This window comes from Romboutsia sp. CE17, from assembly GCF_012317385.1.
In the GTDB taxonomy this organism is placed as follows: domain Bacteria; phylum Bacillota; class Clostridia; order Peptostreptococcales; family Peptostreptococcaceae; genus Romboutsia_E.
The window spans coordinates 2,885,420-2,903,263 of record NZ_CP051144.1 but is presented as its reverse complement, the minus strand read 5'-3'; the positions used below and the strand labels follow the sequence as shown (position 1 = coordinate 2,903,263).

Genomic DNA, 17,844 nt, shown 5'->3' with positions numbered 1-17,844 from the left:
TATATTTTGTAATTTATATTTTATAATTTTTAGACTAGTTCTAAAAATAATAATCTTACTTATTTGTTGTCTCTTTCTCTTTTCTTCTCTACCCAGCCTTCCTTAACAACCTGTCTTTCTCTTGCTATTGCTAAAGCTGCTTTAGGTACATCCTTTGTTATTGTTGATCCTGTTGCTATATATCCATCCTCTTCTACTACTACTGGTGCTACTAAATTAGAATTTGATCCTATAAATGCACCATCTTTTACTACTGATTTAAATTTATTTTTTCCATCGTAGTTAACAAATACAACTCCACAACCTATATTTACATTTTTTCCTACATGAGCATCTCCAATATAAGATAAATGAGATGCTTTTGAATTATCTTCAATTGTAGCATTCTTAACCTCTACGAAGTCCCCTATTTTTACATTATTACCTATGTTGCTCTTTGGTCTAAGATAAGCATATGGTCCAACTGTTGTATTTTCTCCAACTTTACTATCTATAATTGTTGAGTTTTTTACTTCTGTATTATCTCCAATAGTTGAATTTTCTATAGATGAATTCATATCTATTACACAATTACATCCTATTTTTGCGCTTCCTTTTAGCATTACTCCAGGATATATTATAGTATCATTCCCTATTTCGACATCTGATTCTATATATGTAGAATTAGTATCTATTATAGTTACACCATTTACCATATGAGATTCATTTATTCTTTTTCTCATAATTTCTTCTGCTTTTGATAATTCTACTCTAGAGTTCACTCCCATAAGTTCTTCTATTGTAGAACCATTATATGCTCCTACCTTTTGACCCTTATCTCTCATTATATATATTGTGTCTGTTAAGTAGTATTCTCCTTGAGCGTTGTTATTATCTATTAAGTCTAAGGCTTCCCTTAAAGATTTTCCATTAAAACAGTAGATTCCAGAGTTTATTTCATTTACAGCTTTTTCTTCTTCGTTTGCATCTTTTTGCTCTACTATCTTTAATAAGTCTTCATTATTATCTCTTATTATTCTTCCATATCCTGTTGGATTATCTACTTTAGTTGTTAAAACTGTTGCATGATACCCATTTTCTAAGTGATATGAAAATAATCTTTTTAATGTATCTTCTTTTATTAATGGAGTATCTCCACATAAAACTACTATTGTGTCTTCATCGTTTATGTATTCTTTTGCCATCTTGACAGCATGACCAGTTCCCAATTGCTCTGTCTGCATTGCTATCATTGTATCTTCTGGTAATCTTTCTTTTACAACTTCACTTCCATGTCCTAGTATTGCCACTATATCATTTACACCTGATTTTTTAGAGACATTTATTACGTGGTTTACCATTTCTTTTCCACATACTTTATGTATTACTTTTGGATATTGAGACTTCATTCTAGTCCCTTTACCTGCTGCAAGAATTATAGCTTTAAAATTCATAAGCTCTACTCCTTTTTATTATCTATTTTAATAAATCTATATATTTTATAATTTATGTTTTCATTTTAAATTATGTTCTTATTTAAAATCATATTTTTATTCGTTATTCTGTATACAATATATCTATTTCTCTAACTAATATATCACTTTTTATACTAAAAGTATAGCCATTAAAGTCTTTTTATAATAAAAAAGAGCCGAATAGTTCGGCTCTTACATACTAATTAATACTACATTAAGTTATTTATTTACTTATTCTGCTGCTACTTCTAATTGAGCAACTGCTTCGTGGTAAGCTTTTAATACTGCATCTTCTAAAACTTGTCTCATCTCAGCATTTATTGGATGAGCTATATCTCTGAAGTTTCCTTCCCCTACTTTTCTACTTGGCATTGCTATGAATAGCCCATTATGTCCTTCGATAACCTTTATATCATGAACAACAAATAGATTATCGAAAGTAATAGAAACTATACATTTCATTTTCCCTTCATCTGTTATTTTTCTTACTCTTACGTCAGTAATGTTCATACCTCAATATCCCCCTTTTAATTTTGACAGAATTAATTTGTATTAATTATAAATTCTTTATATTTAATAATTCTATATTGCCTGAAAATTTCCTCTTTATTTTTGTAAAATATTTATTTTTTTATTATTCTTCCTCAAATAAATTTTCACTTTCTTCAACAGTATCTTCTAATTCCTCAATTTCTTCTATATTAATATTTCTATATTCATCTTTGAAAGTCTTTAAATTTGGCTCTACAATTATGTTCTCACCATCTACATCTAGTTGTATTAATGATATATAATCTGATACCATTTTTTCTTCTGGTGTAGTTGTTGAGATAAATACTCCAGACCCTATGACTTCTGCCCCAAATTCATTCATAAGGTTCATCATACCTTTTATAGTTCCTCCACCTCTCATAAAGTCATCTATTAAAATAACCTTACTTCCTTGCTTAAGAGCTTTTCTTGGTAAACTCATACTTTCAACTTTAGACTTTCCACTTACATATGTCATACTTAAAGTAGGACCTTCTGATACTTTTATGTCCTTTCTTATTATAACTAGTGGTAAATTCATTGCTTTAGCTGTCATAAGAGCCATAGGTATACCCTTTGTTTCCATTGTTACTACATAATCAGCTTCTGAGTAATCTATATTAGATGCAAATATTTTCCCTATTTTTGATGCTATATTTGGATCGTATATTAAATCTATTAAGTATAAAAAACCTCCAGAAAGTAATCTAGATGGATCACTTATTTTTTTACATAAATCCATTAAAAATTCTTCATTTTCTGATTTAGAAGTCTTAGGTATATACTTAACTCCTCCTGCAGCCCCAGAAATAGTTAAAACCTTTCCTAACTCTAACTTTTCAAAAACATTTTTAACAACTAATAAATCTTCACTTATTGTTGATTTTGCAGCATTAAATTTTTCTGTAAAATAACTTAATGTATATATTTTATTTGGATTGTCTGATAGTATTTTAACTATAGCTCCAATTCTTTCCGTTCTCTTAAACTTCATGAAACTACCTCCTGTATTATTACTTTTCTATATGTAAACTAAATAATGCACAAGATTACTTAATATGATATAATAATAGTTATGTTTTATGGCGTTTGTTAATATACTTATACATAGATATATTATATGTATATTATTAATAAAATATTGAACATTGTATTATTATACCACATAAATAGTTCATATTGTAGAACTTAATTTAGAGAGGAAGGTGGTTTTATTATGAATATACACTTTATTGGAATCGGTGGCATAAGTATGAGTGCTTTAGCAGAAATATGCCTTAACAAAGGATATACAGTATCAGGGTCTGATATGAATGACTCTTATCTTCTAGATAACCTTAGAAGTCAAGGAGCTAACATATATATTGGCCAAAAAAGAGAAAATATATCTGATAACATAGACATGGTTGTTTATACTGCAGCTATACATCCTGATAATCAAGAGTTAGTAGCTGCTAAAGAAAAGAATATACTTACTATGGATAGAGCTGCTTTTCTAGGACAGGTAATGAGAGAGTATAAAAACTCGATTGCAGTTTCTGGTACTCATGGTAAAACATCTACAACATCTATGCTATCTACAATTTTTGAATATGCTAAATTAGATCCTACTATTTTAGTTGGCGGAAATCTAAGTGTGATTGGCGGTAACGTTAAAATAGGTTCATCAGACCATTTTATAACAGAAGCTTGTGAGTATGTTGATAGTTTTCTTAACTTCAATCCTAAAATTTCTATAGTATTAAACATAGAAGAAGATCATCTTGACTACTTCTCTGGTTTAAATGAAATAAAAGCTTCTTTTAACAAATTTGGTAAACTTTTACCAGCTGATGGTTATTTTATAATAAACGGTGATGACAATAATACTATTGACATTTTACATGAAGTTAAAGCAACTACTATAAAATATGGTACAAATACATCAAATGATGCAGTTATAAAAAATATAAGCTTTAATGATAATGGATATGGTATATTCGAATTAGAATACAAAGGCAATGATTTAGGCAGATTTGAATTATCTGTTCCTGGTCTTCACAACATTTACAATGCTACAGCAGCTATAATGACTGCTTATGTTTCTAATCTTGAATTAGAAGTAATAAGAAAAAACATCTCTCTTTATAAAGGTGTCGGTAGAAGATTTGAAACTAAAGGTTATTATAAAGATGTTTTAGTAATAGATGATTATGCTCATCATCCAACTGAGTTAAAAGCTACATTATCTGCTGCTAATAAATTAAAGAAATCTAAATTATGGTGTGTATTCCAACCTCACACTTACACTCGAACAAAATCATTATTAGATAGTTTTGCTGAAGCTTTCTATTCTGCTGATAAGGTGATAATAACTGATATATATGCAGCTAGAGAAGATGATCCAGGTGATATACATGCTAAAGATTTAGTTGAAAAACTTTATCAAAATAATGTAGATGTTACCTATATAAGCAAATTTGAAGATATAGCTCAGTATCTTCGCGAAAATACAGAATCTAATGATTTAGTAATTACTGCTGGTGCTGGACCTATATTCCAAGTAGCAGAAATGCTTGTTGAAAAATAAATTTAATTAACTGCATTTTTCGAATAATAATTCTAATATTATGTAAGTTATAATAAAAATCCCTTATGTTTAACTAAAATTATAGTATAAATATAAGGGATTTTTATTATTTTATTTAATTTTGAATATATCATTTTTTATGTATTCATATAAAGCATTATGAACTTCATAATATGATTGTAAATTATGAGAAGTTATTTTTATATAGTCTTCTCCCATTGTTTCTACTACTATATCTTCACCTTTTATATTTATTGATATGGTGAAGTTATACTCACTTCTTTCTTTACTTTTTTCTGGCTGTACTTTTCCTACAATCCGTTTTGATGCCATTTTGTATGATAAGTCATCAAACTTCCACTTGTTAATTTTCTTAGTTTTATCTTTGTAAGTTATGCTCACACGATCCCAAGATTTATACTGACTTACAAATCCAAACGATGTATATATACTCTTCTTTAAAACATTTGAAAATTCTTCTTTTGAATCTACTGGTATTTTATAGTATGTCTCTTTATTTACTGTATAAATCCTTAAATAATTTAAATCTGTTGAAAATTTAAGTCCATCATCTGAGTTTCCACTATATACTTCAGTAAATGACTCCGGAGCTCTTACTTCTTTTAATTCTGCAAGTATATAGTCTAGTTCATCCCAGTATTCTTCTTCAACCCTTATATTACTTACTGTTCCATCTGAAAGATATATCTTTTGTTTATATCTTAGCTGAGTTAGTAGAGTTCTAGTATCTTCTTTTTGATCTTGAAGATTAACTTCTACATTTTGCAGCTTTTCTTGATCTTTGCTAAACCACCAGAATGAAAAGAAATATAAAACAAAGAATACAAATATACTAAGTGGTAATATCGCATTCTTCTTTAACTTTCTTTTTTTCCTACTATTTTTAGACACATTTTCACCCCCTACAGTTTACTATTTATAAACATATTATATACCTTTTTTCGATATTTTTTAATATATAATTATTTAAAAGAAGTATTTCCTCGGCAATAATTTCATAATTTTACATGTACTAAGAATAATATTGTCGGTATTTTAATTAGGAATATATTTCCTAATCATTTAACTACTTCTATAGATGTTGTTTTTTATGATTATAATTATAGTTATTATTTTTAATTCAATATAAATTCTAATTCTATAAAAATGTAAAAATGGGCTTATCACTAATTATATTAGCGATAGCCCAGTATATATATCTTATCTATTTTATTATGCTTCTTTAATTATTTCTATAACTGTTTTTGCAGAATTTATTATATCCTCTATTGCTATATATTCTTCTAAGGTATGAGCCTTCTTCATTCCTATACCAAGATTTACAGCTTTTATACCATTTTTATTTAACACATTTGTGTCACTTCCTCCACCTGTAGAAGCCGTTTTTCCTTCTATATTTAGATTAGCAAATGCTTTTTTAGTAAATACAACAATATCATCATTGTCATCTATGTTAAGAGGAGAGTACATTCTTTCAACTTTTACTTCTATTTGTGCTCCAAATTCCTTCGCTGCTTTTTCAAAAGTTTCTATCATATGATTAGTTTGTGCATCTAGTTTTGCCTCATCCAAGCTTCTAGCTTCCGCTATTACCTCTATTTCTGGCATAACTATATTTGTAGCAACTCCACCTTTTACTATACCTATATTAGCTGTAGTTTCTTCATCTATTCTTAATAGCTTCATATTTTCTATAGCTCTTGAAGCTACCATTATTGAACTTATTCCTTCTTCAGGCTGAAGCCCTGCATGAGCTGGTCTTCCCATTATCTTTACTTCTATTCTATCTTGACCTGGCGCTTTTACTATTATTTCTCCTGGAGAACCTCCACTATCTAGTACAAATCCATAGTCTACATCTAACTTCGAGTAATCTAAAGATTTGGCTCCAAATAATCCGCCTTCTTCCCATATTGAGAATACTACTGTTATATCTGAGTGTTCTATATTATTTTCTTTTATATATCTTAATCCTTCTAAAATAGCTGCTATTCCTGCCTTATCATCTGAACCTAATACCGTAGTTCCATCACTTTTTATTATTCCAGCTTCTTCATCTACTATAGGTTTTACTCCTACACCTGGGCTAACTGTATCCATATGTGAACTGAATAATAATTTTTTTCCTTTTTTAGTCCCCTTCATTTTAGCTATAACATTTCCTGTTTCACCGCCAGTTTTTTCCCCTGCATCATCTATCTCTACAGATAATCCTATTTCTTCTAATTTCTTAACTAATACTTTAGCTATAGTTCCTTCTTTAGAAGTTGGGCTATCTATTTGAACTAATTCAAGAAATTCATCTATAAGTCTTTTATTATTTGTCATATATGCTCCTCCAAATTAAATAATCTTAAGTCATATTTTAGATTATTATTTAATTATTATCAATATATTCTAATTTTATTAACTATTTCAAAATTTGTCTACTTCTTGAATCTATATAGCACAACCAATAACCTAAGTTATTATTTCTATAATCACAAGGTTGATATACGCTAAATCCTGTATGACCTTGATCAGGTTGCTCATCCTTTTTACCTGGTACTGCATAAATATAATTTTGTCTCTTATTATATTCATCATATTGTACTCCAAATAAGTAGTGTCTATATTTATATGACTGCATTATTGCATCGCTATACATTGTGAAGTTAAGTGAATTTACATATCCTAAATAAGGCATTGTATATCCACATAAAGTTGTTGGTGTAATATCTATTTTCCACCATCTAGTATTTTCTATATAATCATTTACAAATGGTTTTGTTTCTTTAAAATATTTTAAACCTTTTTTAATTTGTCTTGGCATTAATAATGTACCCGGTGTTTTATTATTAGTATATGGTATATCTTGGTATTCATCACTTCGCTCTGTATCTGTAAATGGATTATGATTTACATTTGAATATGTTCGTTGCTTAATTTTTTCTTTATTAACTTTATTTTTGTTAAGAATTTTATTAGTTCTATTATATACTAGAGATTCTTTGTTAGTTATATTTTCATACTGTTTATATTGATTATTATAATTTACTTCATATTTATTATTATCACTATAGTTATTTAGATCATATTCTTGATTATCTTCTTCAATCTCCATATATTCATCATCATCTTCTTCATCAATTTCTATATACTCTATTTCTTCATACTCTTCGTACTCATCATCATCCTCTTCATCAACCTCTATATACTCTATTTCTTCATATTCACCTTCATCTTCCATGTTTGTATATTCTTCTTCATCCGCCATAAATAGTATTTCTTCGTAATTTTCTATTTTACTTCCTTTAAATCCTATAAGTGGTACAGTCTTTTCATATAATAAAGCTATTCCTTTTATTTCTGCATTTCTGTCTTCTAAATCTAGTACAAACTCTCCTTTCCCTTGCTCATTTAAAGTTATTTTGCCTAAATCTATAGTTTCATAGTCACTTCTTATAGCTACAACCCTATATCCGTCCTTCATATATTTAAGGTTTTCTACATACAATGCTATAACTGATTTTTCATCATTTATTTCTATCTTTGCAAAAGCTTTAGGTAAGATGCGCTCTTTATATCTAAAATTCATATCTTTAGCTTCTAAAATTATATATTCTCTTTTAAACTTTCTATTAGAGCCCACTTCATTTCCCCCCTTTACATAAGTTCTCTAGATAGTATATGTATATGGGTAAAAAAAAAGTACCTTCTATTTTGAAGGTACCATTGAATTTATAACATTTGAAAGTGTTGCAAATTCTTCTATTGTAAGAGTTTCTCCTCTTCTTTTTTCATCTATATTAGCATTAGATAAGGCTTCTTTTACTTGATCTTTAGTTAAAAACCCTAATGTTCCTAAAGAATTAAGAAGAGTTTTTCTTCTTTGTCCAAATGAAGCTTTAACTGTTTTAAAGAAAATTTCCTCATTATCAACAGGGTACTTTCTCTCTTCTCTTACATGAAGCCCTATAACTGTAGAGTCTACATTTGGCTGAGGAACAAACATGTGTCTAGGTGCTTTTGCTACAATTTCTGTATCACAATAATATTGAACCGCTACTGATAATGCACCATAATCTTTTGTTCCGGGACCCGCATTCATTCTATCCGCAACTTCCTTTTGAACCATAACCACTATATCAGTTACTGGTATGTTTTCTTCTAAAAATTTCATAACTATTGGTGTAGTTATGTAGTATGGAAGATTTGCTACTAATTTAACTGGTCCTCCACTTAATTTCTCTTTTACTAATTCTTCAACATTAACTTTTAATATATCTTGATTAACTACTTCAACATTATCTAAATCAGCTAATGTTTCTTCTAATATTGGTATTAAAGTTTTATCTATTTCTATAGCTACAACTTTATCTGCTACCTTACCCATTTCACGAGTAAGTGTACCAATCCCTGGTCCTACTTCTATTATCTTATCTCCTTCAGATAATCTAGCTCCTGCTAGTATCCTATCTATAACATTATCATCTATTAAAAAGTTTTGGCCTAATGACTTTGAAAATTTAAAATTATGTTTTTGAACTACTTCTTTGGTAGCTCTATGAGATGAAAGTCTATCCATACTATTTCTCCTTTTATGTATTTTTATTATTTATTATCGACAGTTTCAACTGCCTTTATAAATTCTTCTCTGCTTACTCCATAGTTATTTAATCTACTTAAAAATTGCTTTGCATTTCCGTATCCAATTCCAAGTATCTTTCCGATTTCATCTCTTCTATAAGATGCATCTTCATTTCCTATAAGTTGATTTCTTATTAAGTCAACTTGAGTAAATTCATTTCTTTTTTCTACGCTTTCAGTTCTAACCTTGTTTAAGGCAGCTATTATGCTTTCTGGAGATGCATTTTCTATACCTATATCTCCGTCTTTTTTAGCCTCTTCTCTTGGTAGAAATGCATGCTTACATCCTGGAACCTCAGCAGCTATTTTCTTTCTTATTTTTTCACCAGCAAAATCAGGATCAGTAAATATTATCACTCCACGTCTTTTTTGAGCAGCTTTTATACGTTCCATAACTCCTTTTGGAAATCCAAATCCTCCCGTAGTTATAAGTTCGGCATCTATTGCTCTTTTTACAGCAGTAACGTCGTCTCTACCTTCTACTACTATTACCTCTTTTATCATAATAAAATCACCTTTTTCTATCTTGTCGCTTGAATTCATAAATTAAATTTTAGCATAAATATTTGTATTAGTATATAATTTATCCATTTTTCAATTATTGTAATTACAGTATTTAAATAAAAAACCCAAGATTACTATTAGCTGCATCTTGGGTTTCTTGTACTATTTTATATTAAATAATCTCTTAGCATTTTCTTTAGTAGCTTTACAAACAGCTTCATAAGATATACCTTTTTCTTGAGCTATCTTATCAGCTACAAATGCTACTAGCGACGGGTCATTTCTCTTTCCTCTATGTGGCTCTGGAGCCATATAAGGTGAATCAGTTTCTATTAATAAATATTCTAAAGGAATTTCTTTTGCAACTTCTCTAGTCTTTTTATTATTTTTAAAAGTAACTGTTCCTGGAATAGAAATATAACATCCCATCTTTACATATTCTCTTGCTAATTCTACGTTACCACTATAGCAATGAAGTACACATCCTATTTCAGGATTTTTAGTGTTCTTTATTATTTCAAAAGTATCACCATGTGCATCTCTATCATGTATTATTATTGGCAATTTTAATTCATTAGCAAGCTCTATTTGCTTTTTAAACCATTCTTTTTGAACCTCTCTTGGAGAATTATCATAATAATAATCTAATCCTATTTCTCCTATAGCAACTACTTTTTCATTTTCAGTAGCTAACTTTCTTAAAGTATCTATTGCTGTATCATCTAGCTCTCCAACATCATGTGGATGAACACCTACAGCTGCATATATAAAATCATACTTATTAGCAAGATTTATACTATTTATAGAAGATTTTATATCGGCTCCTGGATTTACAACTAAATCGACTTGCTTTTCTCTAAGAGAAGCTATTAATTCTTCTCTATCCTCATCAAATCTATCATCGTTTAAATGTGCATGTGAATCGAATAACATAATTATTCTTCTCCTTATCTAACTTCGCATCCGTCTTTAGCACCAGTAGTTGTTGGTATTAATAAATCATCTCCATCATCACCAGCAGCTAATATCATACCTTGAGATTCTACTCCTCTTAACTTAACTGGCTTTAAGTTACATACAACTATAACTTCTTTTCCAACCATTTCTTCTGGCTTGTACCATTTAGCTATTCCTGATACTATTTGTCTAGTTTCTGGCCCTAATTTAACTTGAGATACTAATAATCTATCAGCCTTAGGATGCTTTTCACAGCTTATTATTTTACCAACTCTTAATTCTACTTTATCTAAATCGTCTATTGTTATTTCTTCTTTATGAGTTAAAGTTTCTTCTTTAACTTCTTCTTTAGTTTCTACATTACCGTTGAATAATTGTTCCAATTCTGCTACCTCTTTCTCTATATCTAATCTTGGGAATAATGCTTCACCTTTGTGTACTTTAGTATTTTCTCCTATAAGCCCAAAAGTATTTGTACTTTCCCAGTTTGTTAACTCTTCTTGTCCTGCTATTCCTAATTGGTCATATATCTTATTAGCAGTTGTTTCCATCATAGGTCTTATTAAAGTTGATATTATTCTTATAGATTCGCATAAGTTATATAATACAGTATCTAATTCATCTTTTTTAGCTTCATCTTTAGCTAAAGCCCATGGCATAGTCTCATCTATGTATTTGTTAGTTCTTCTTATTAACTTCCATACATTTTCTAATGCTTCATGGAATTGCATTTTATCCATTTCTACTTCAAAGTTTTCTCTAGATGACTTAGCTTGTGCTTTTAAGTCCTCATCAAAAGCAGTTTGAGCTTTTGCCATTGGTATTATTCCACCATTGTATTTTTCAACCATTGCTACTGTTCTACTTACTAAGTTTCCTAAGTCATTTGCAAGGTCAGAATTTATTCTAGTTACGAAGTTTCTGTGAGTATAACTTCCATCTTGACCAAAAGCAAATTCTCTTAATAAGAAGTATTTAAGAGCATCTATTCCGTATCTTTCTATCATTGGCTCTGGGTAAACTATATTTCCTTTTGATTTACTCATTTTATCATTAGCAAATAATATCCATCCATGTCCATAAACTTGCTCTGGAACTGGTAAATCTAACGCCATTAATAATGCTGGCCATATTATAGTATGGAATCTTACGATTTCTTTACCTACTATTTGAACATTTGCTGGCCAATATTTTTTAAATTCTTCTTCATTTTCGCTCATGTATCCTAATGCAGTTATATAGTTACATAAAGCATCTACCCAAACATAAATTACGTGTTTCTCATCAAATGGAACTTTTATACCCCAGTCGAAAGTAGTTCTAGTTACACATAAATCTTCTAATCCTTTGTCTAAGAAGTTTGCAACCATTTCATTCTTTCTAGCTGTTGGGAAACAGAATTTATCATTTTTGAATAATTCTTTTAATCTATCTTCATACTTAGATAATTTAAAGAAGTAAGCTTCTTCCTTAGCTAAATAAGTTTCTCTACCACAGTCTGGGCACTTATCTCCATCTACTAATTGAGAATCAGTCCAGAAACTTTCACATGGAGTACAGTATCTACCTTCATATGAACCTTTATATATATCTCCTTGTTCATATAATTTAGTAAATATTTTTTGTATTATATCCTGGTGTCTATCTTGAGTTGTTCTTATAAAGTCATCATAAGATATATCCATTGTATTCCATAAATCTTTTATACCTGCTATCATTCCATCTAAGTATTCCATTTCTGTCATACCTTTTTCTCTAGCAGTTTTTTGTATTTTTTCTCCGTGCTCATCTGTACCTGTAAGGAATTTTACATCAAATCCAGAAAAACGCTTAAATCTAGCTATTGCATCTGCTGCAACAGTCGTATAAGTATGTCCTATATGTAAATTTCCACTTGGATAATATATAGGCGTTGTAACGTAAAAAGTTGGCTTGCTCATATTTATTTCCTCCTATTTTTTAGATATTAAAAAACTCGCCTCCTATGATTGTTACATAGGGGCGAGATTATATACGCGGTACCACCCTAATTTACCTATAAACTTAAATAGATTTCAGTTATAGATATCTTAGTGGACTATAACGTGTCCAAACGTTTTATCTTACTCAAACTTCAGATAAAAAGCTCAAAGGCCATCTTCAATAATTCTTTTAACACTAGCTTTCACCTGATCTAGCTCTCTGTAGAAAAAATCATTATTTACTCTTCTTTTCATAGCTTTTTTATATTGATAACTGTATTATTAACTTATGTAATAATACTTATACATGTGATTATTATGTAAAGAATTTTAATTTATCATTCATTTTTTATTCTATTAAAATAATGTATTATTGTCAACCATACTTTTTTACTCCTAATAATATCCTATTTAACAAAATTTTATTATTGATCTTTAAAATATAATTAGATTATTTATGTAAATACCAAGTAACATATAAATACTGATGCTATTACACCTGCTATATGGCTTAATATAGAACAAGTTAATGTATGTCTTGTATTCTTTATTTTTAAACTTCCATAATATATAGCCATTGTATAAAATATAGTCTCTGAAGCTCCTACCATAGTCGATCCCATTTTTTCTACTAAAGAATCTATTCCTACCCTTTGTACTAATTCATTATACATTCCTAATGCCCCACTCCCTGATAAAGGTTTTATTATTATCAAGCCTATTAATTCTTTAGGTATACTCATAAGTTTTGCTATCGGAGAAAACATCCATTCTAAAATATCTATTCCTTTTCCAGATTTAAATATACCTATTGCTAAAAATATTCCTATTATATATGGAAGTATTGACCATGCTGTTTTTAGACCATCAATAGCTCCTTTTACAAAGCTTTCATATATATCTATCTTCTGTCTTTTTCCATAGATAACTATATAAAGTATTACAATTGGTATAATCATATTAGAAAATATATCTAACATTATCTCTTATCCCTCCCTTGAAGAAGCTTACAGGTTACTATTCCTACAAAGGTTGAAACTATAGTTGCAAATAGTGTTGTAACTATTATTTCATTAGGAAATTGTGATCCTGCATCTGCTCTTATTTTTAACATTGTAAATGGTATTATTTGAACAGAAGATATATTTATTACTAGAAACATAATCATATCGTTGCTTGCAGTATCTTTATTTTTATTTAGTGTTTGTAATTCAGCCATCGCTTTTAAACCAAAGGCTGTTGCTCCATTTCCTGCTCCAAGCATATTTAAAGCCATATTCATAACTATATAAGACATGGCTTTATGTCCTTTGGGAACTGAAGGAAATAATTTCTTCATTATAGGACTCAATTTATTTCCTATTTTTTCTATAAGACCTGAGTCCTTTGCAACATTCATTATTCCCATCCAAAAAGCCATTATACCTGCTAAACCTATTGCAAACTCTATTGCCTTAGAAGATTCATTTAAAATAACTGTATTTAACTCACCTAAATTTTGAAAGCACACGCTTCCAAGTATTCCGATTACAATCATATAAAACCATATTTTTCCCATTCCAATCTCCTCCCCTCTAAATAATTTTATGTTGATTGGGGACTAGTTTATACTTGAAAGTTGAAGTGTATTGTGTTTTAGTATAGTTATAGGGTTTTTTTATAATTTTTAGTACTATTATAAGGAGAAAAATAATGAGAAATTTAACACTTCTTACAGATTTATATCAACTTACTATGCTGAATGGATATTTTGAAAAAAATATACATGAAAACGTAGTTGTGTTTGATATGTTCTTTAGGAAAAATGCATGCAAGAGTGGATATACAATAGTATGTGGAATTGAGCAGCTAGTTGAATATATAAACAACCTTCATTTTTCAGAGGAAGATTTAAAGTACTTAAAAAGTTTAAACTTATTTTCTGATAAATTCTTAGATTTTTTAAGGAATTTTAAATTTACAGGTGACATTTATTCTGTTGAAGAAGGAACTATAATGTTTCCAAATGAACCAATCATCACAGTAAAAGCACCTCTATATCAAGCTCAACTGATTGAAACAGCTTTACTTACTATAGTTAATTTCCAATCACTTATAGCTACAAAAGCATCTAGGGTTTGTTATGCAGCACAAGGAGATTCTGTTTTAGAATTTGGACTTCGTCGTGCACAAGGACCTGATGCAGGTATCTATGGTGCAAGAGCTGCAGTAATAGGGGGATGTAATGCTACAGCAAACGTTCTAGCCGGCAAAATGTTTGATATTCCTGTTGTAGGAACTCAAGCTCATAGTTGGGTTCAAAAATTTGATTCAGAGTTAGAAGCATTCCAGGCTTATGCCGATGTATATCCTGATAAATGCTTACTATTAGTTGATACATATGATGTATTAAATAGTGGTGTTCCTAATGCCATAAAAGTTTTTGAGAATTTACGTGAAAAAGGATACAAACCATTAGGGATACGTATTGATTCAGGTGATTTAGAATATCTATCTGTAGAGGCAAAAAGAATGCTAGATGAAGCTGGATTTACAGATTTATCTATTACAGCTTCAAACGATTTAGATGAGCATACTATATCTTCTTTAAAATCTGGAAAGTGTGCTATTAATTCTTGGGGAGTCGGAACTAAATTAATCACATCGGCTGATTCACCTTCTCTTGGTGGTGTTTACAAATTAGCTGCTTCATTTGAAGACGGTGAGATTATTCCAAAAATTAAAGTTTCTGAAGATGCAGAGAAAATCAATAATCCAGGATATAAAAAAGTTGTTAGAATATATAATAACGAACATAAGGCTGAAGCTGATTTAATTATGCTTCATGATGAAGATATTGATACTACTAAACCTCTAACAGTATTCCACCCAACATATACATGGAAAGAGACTACATTCGAGGACTATACTATAAAAGACCTTCTTAAGCCACTGTACATAAATGGTGAATGTAAATTTGAACCTAAATCAATACAAGAAATACAAAAGCATGTTCAAGAAGAGTTAAATACTTTATGGGATAGTTATAAAAGACTTAATTGCCCAAAAACTTATAAGGTTGACTTATCTAAAGAACTTTGGAATCTAAAAACTAGTTTATTAGGTGAAAAAGTTCTTCAAATACAATAAAACAAACAGAAGGGGATTATATATGGATATTACTGATTACAGAATTATAGAAATACTTCAAAATGACGGTAGAATTTCAATGAAAGATCTAGGAAAAATAGTTGGATTAACATCTCCTGCTGTTTCTGAAAGAGTTAAAAGATTAGAAGAAGCAGGTGTTATAGAAGGATATAAAGCTATAGTTAATCCAGATGCTTTAGGTAGAGTTATAAAAGCCTTTATACATATATCTCTTCCAAGTGGAAGTGCTTATGATCAATTTTTAGAAGTTGCTAGAAAAGATGATAGAATAGTTGAATGCCATCATATAACTGGAGATGACTGTTCACTTCTAAAAGTAATAGTAAAAGATATGTATGAATTAGAGCATGTAATTGACACAATAAAAACAATAGGTTCTACTAAGACTTCGGTAATATTATCTACTCCGATACAGTCTAAATCTATACTATAAAAGGACTTGTCTCAAAATACAATTTTCAAATAAAATTTGTATTTTGAGACAGTGCTTTTTAATTTAAAATATTACTTTAAACGTTTATATCTATATTCATAATTAGTTAATATAAACTCCATATATGTTTTTATTGTTCCTACTTGTTCATCAGGATTCAGTAACTTTCTAGTAGCAACTATATCTGCATATCCTAGAAGTATAATACCAATTGTATCATCTCCTATTTTATTAAACATATCAAATAGTTTTTCTTGAGTTAAGTTATTGTCTTTATAAAATATTAGCAAATACATATGGTATCTTACATAATTAAATAAAGTATCTATTGACTTTTCGCTTAATTTTAATTTATTACCTAATTTTATAGCTATATCTCCACCAATTTTTTCATGACCTTTAAAATGAACTCTTCCTGATTCATCTACAGTTTTTGCATCAGGCTTTCCAATATCATGTATAAATATCCCTAACTTCAGTATTTCAAGTCTGCTTATACTCTCTTCTAACTCTGTATTTAAATAATCCCAAATTAAATCTTTTAAATGAGCTGGAAAGAAATTTTCATCATTTATAGTATCCTCAAATTCTTTCAATGCATTAATAGAGTGATCAAAACAGTTTACTACATGATATTTGCACTCTCCAACTTCTTTCATTTCATTTATTTTAGGTATTATTTTTTCTAAATCTTTATCTTTATCTAATTTTTTTAACTCTTGGCTAGTACTTTCAAGTTTTAAACTTTTTATTATACTTCTTTCTAAATTCATATATATATCACCCCAAATGTTTATGTTTATAAATCTAACACTTGCTTATATACTACATCTTTTTTTAGTTTTCTTTCTTTACAAACTGTTTTAATAGCATCTTTCTTATCCATTCCATTATTTATTAGCTCAATTACAAACTCTCTTTCTGTAAGATTGTCATAGTTACTTTTTTGAGTTTTTTCTCCTTTAAAGCCATCTACAATTAAAACAAATTCTCCTTTAATTTCTTTCTCATTAAAAATTTCTATTGCTTTATCTATATCTTCTCTTATTACCTCTTGATATTTTTTTGTAAGTTCTCTATTTATAGATATTTTTCTATTACCTAATACCTTACTCATATCTTTTAAAGTATCTTTTAATCTATGTGGAGATTCATAGAATATCATTGTTCTACTCTCTTCTTTTATACTTTCTAGTTGTTCTCTTCTATTTTTCTTATCCCTATCTAAAAAGCCTTCAAAAGCAAATTTTTTAGTATTTAAACCAGAACCTACTAAAGCTGTTACAAATGCTGTTGCACCTGGTAAAACTTCTACTTCTATATTATTGTCTATAGCTTCTCTTATTATATCTTCTCCAGGGTCAGAAATTCCTGGCATTCCTGCATCACTTATTAATGCTATATTCTCTCCATCAAGTAATTTGTTGATTAAATACCCACCTTTTGAATCTTTATTATGTTCATGGTAACTTGTTAACGGCTTTGAAATTTCAAAATGATTTAAAAGCTTTATACTATGTCTAGTATCCTCTGCTGCAATTAAGTCAACTTCATTTAATATTCTTAATGTCCTATAAGTTATATCTTCTAAATTTCCTATGGGTGTTGGACATATATATAATTTACCTCTCATAT

At 29.1% G+C, this 17,844-nt stretch carries 17 protein-coding genes and 1 other annotated feature; of the genes, 3 read left to right on the top strand and 14 right to left on the bottom strand.

Annotation, left to right across the window (positions count from 1 at the left end; genetic code table 11):
- Positions 1-59 precede the first annotated feature (59 nt).
- The 3 genes from glmU to purR all read right to left on the bottom strand — a co-directional run bounded on the left by glmU (position 60) and on the right by purR (position 2,979).
- Positions 60-1,433 carry a bifunctional UDP-N-acetylglucosamine diphosphorylase/glucosamine-1-phosphate N-acetyltransferase GlmU gene (glmU, locus tag HF520_RS14130; protein WP_168574522.1) on the bottom strand — a complete coding sequence of 458 codons (1,374 nt, stop codon included), beginning with the start codon at positions 1,431-1,433 and terminating at the stop codon, positions 60-62.
- Positions 1,434-1,685: 252 nt separating this feature from the next.
- Complete coding sequence (gene spoVG, locus HF520_RS14125; RefSeq protein ID WP_168574521.1) at positions 1,686-1,964, bottom strand: septation regulator SpoVG; 279 nt, start codon at positions 1,962-1,964, stop codon at positions 1,686-1,688.
- A gap of 124 nt (positions 1,965-2,088) precedes the next feature.
- A complete protein-coding gene (gene purR, locus HF520_RS14120) occupies positions 2,089-2,979 on the bottom strand; it encodes a pur operon repressor (RefSeq protein ID WP_168574520.1) in 891 nt (296 codons plus the stop codon).
- Positions 2,980-3,201: 222 nt separating this feature from the next.
- Here purR and murC point away from each other — a divergent pair, with 222 nt between their 5' ends.
- Entirely contained in the window at positions 3,202-4,554 is a 1,353-nt protein-coding gene (gene murC, locus HF520_RS14115; protein ID WP_168574519.1) for a UDP-N-acetylmuramate--L-alanine ligase, read from the top strand.
- A gap of 111 nt (positions 4,555-4,665) precedes the next feature.
- On the opposite strand, the gene HF520_RS14110 is transcribed toward murC, so the two are convergent.
- The 9 genes from HF520_RS14110 to HF520_RS14070 form a co-directional block, all read right to left on the bottom strand.
- Complete coding sequence (locus HF520_RS14110; RefSeq protein ID WP_168574518.1) at positions 4,666-5,466, bottom strand: hypothetical protein; 801 nt, start codon at positions 5,464-5,466, stop codon at positions 4,666-4,668.
- 321 nt (positions 5,467-5,787) lie between these two features.
- Positions 5,788-6,903, bottom strand: coding sequence for a M20/M25/M40 family metallo-hydrolase (locus HF520_RS14105; protein ID WP_168574517.1), 1,116 nt, complete (start codon positions 6,901-6,903; stop codon positions 5,788-5,790).
- An 82-nt stretch (positions 6,904-6,985) separates the two neighbouring features.
- Entirely contained in the window at positions 6,986-8,206 is a 1,221-nt protein-coding gene (locus tag HF520_RS14100) for a hypothetical protein (RefSeq protein ID WP_168574516.1), read from the bottom strand.
- A 66-nt stretch (positions 8,207-8,272) separates the two neighbouring features.
- Positions 8,273-9,142, bottom strand: a complete 870-nt coding sequence (rsmA, locus tag HF520_RS14095) for a 16S rRNA (adenine(1518)-N(6)/adenine(1519)-N(6))-dimethyltransferase RsmA (RefSeq protein ID WP_168574515.1) — start codon at positions 9,140-9,142, stop codon at positions 8,273-8,275.
- Positions 9,143-9,168: 26 nt separating this feature from the next.
- Entirely contained in the window at positions 9,169-9,708 is a 540-nt protein-coding gene (rnmV, locus tag HF520_RS14090) for a ribonuclease M5 (protein ID WP_168574514.1), read from the bottom strand.
- Positions 9,709-9,870: 162 nt separating this feature from the next.
- Positions 9,871-10,641 carry a TatD family hydrolase gene (locus HF520_RS14085; RefSeq protein WP_168574513.1) on the bottom strand — a complete coding sequence of 257 codons (771 nt, stop codon included), beginning with the start codon at positions 10,639-10,641 and terminating at the stop codon, positions 9,871-9,873.
- A 14-nt stretch (positions 10,642-10,655) separates the two neighbouring features.
- Entirely contained in the window at positions 10,656-12,605 is a 1,950-nt protein-coding gene (metG, locus tag HF520_RS14080) for a methionine--tRNA ligase (RefSeq protein WP_168574512.1), read from the bottom strand.
- Between the two features lie 54 nt (positions 12,606-12,659).
- Positions 12,660-12,890: a binding site (T-box leader), on the bottom strand.
- Positions 12,891-13,081: 191 nt separating this feature from the next.
- Entirely contained in the window at positions 13,082-13,606 is a 525-nt protein-coding gene (locus tag HF520_RS14075; RefSeq protein ID WP_168574511.1) for a spore maturation protein, read from the bottom strand.
- The gene (locus HF520_RS14070; RefSeq protein WP_243155155.1) at positions 13,606-14,184 is read right to left on the bottom strand and encodes a nucleoside recognition domain-containing protein; all 579 of its coding nucleotides are present in this window, start codon (positions 14,182-14,184) and stop codon (positions 13,606-13,608) included. Before HF520_RS14070 ends, HF520_RS14075 begins: the two co-directional genes overlap by 1 nt.
- A gap of 134 nt (positions 14,185-14,318) precedes the next feature.
- Between HF520_RS14070 and HF520_RS14065 the strand changes: the two genes are divergently transcribed.
- On the top strand, positions 14,319-15,755 hold the full coding sequence (locus HF520_RS14065; RefSeq protein ID WP_207711009.1) for a nicotinate phosphoribosyltransferase: 1,437 nt from the start codon (positions 14,319-14,321) through the stop codon (positions 15,753-15,755).
- Positions 15,756-15,777: 22 nt separating this feature from the next.
- The gene (locus tag HF520_RS14060; protein ID WP_168574510.1) at positions 15,778-16,209 is read left to right on the top strand and encodes an Lrp/AsnC family transcriptional regulator; all 432 of its coding nucleotides are present in this window, start codon (positions 15,778-15,780) and stop codon (positions 16,207-16,209) included.
- 71 nt (positions 16,210-16,280) lie between these two features.
- Here the strand turns inward: HF520_RS14060 and HF520_RS14055 are convergent, their stop codons facing one another.
- Entirely contained in the window at positions 16,281-16,982 is a 702-nt protein-coding gene (locus HF520_RS14055) for an HD domain-containing protein (RefSeq protein ID WP_168574509.1), read from the bottom strand.
- Positions 16,983-17,008: 26 nt separating this feature from the next.
- Positions 17,009-17,842 (bottom strand): 16S rRNA (cytidine(1402)-2'-O)-methyltransferase, encoded by an 834-nt coding sequence (rsmI, locus tag HF520_RS14050; RefSeq protein WP_168574508.1) that lies wholly within the window; start codon positions 17,840-17,842, stop codon positions 17,009-17,011.
- Between the last annotated feature and the right edge of the window lie 2 nt (positions 17,843-17,844).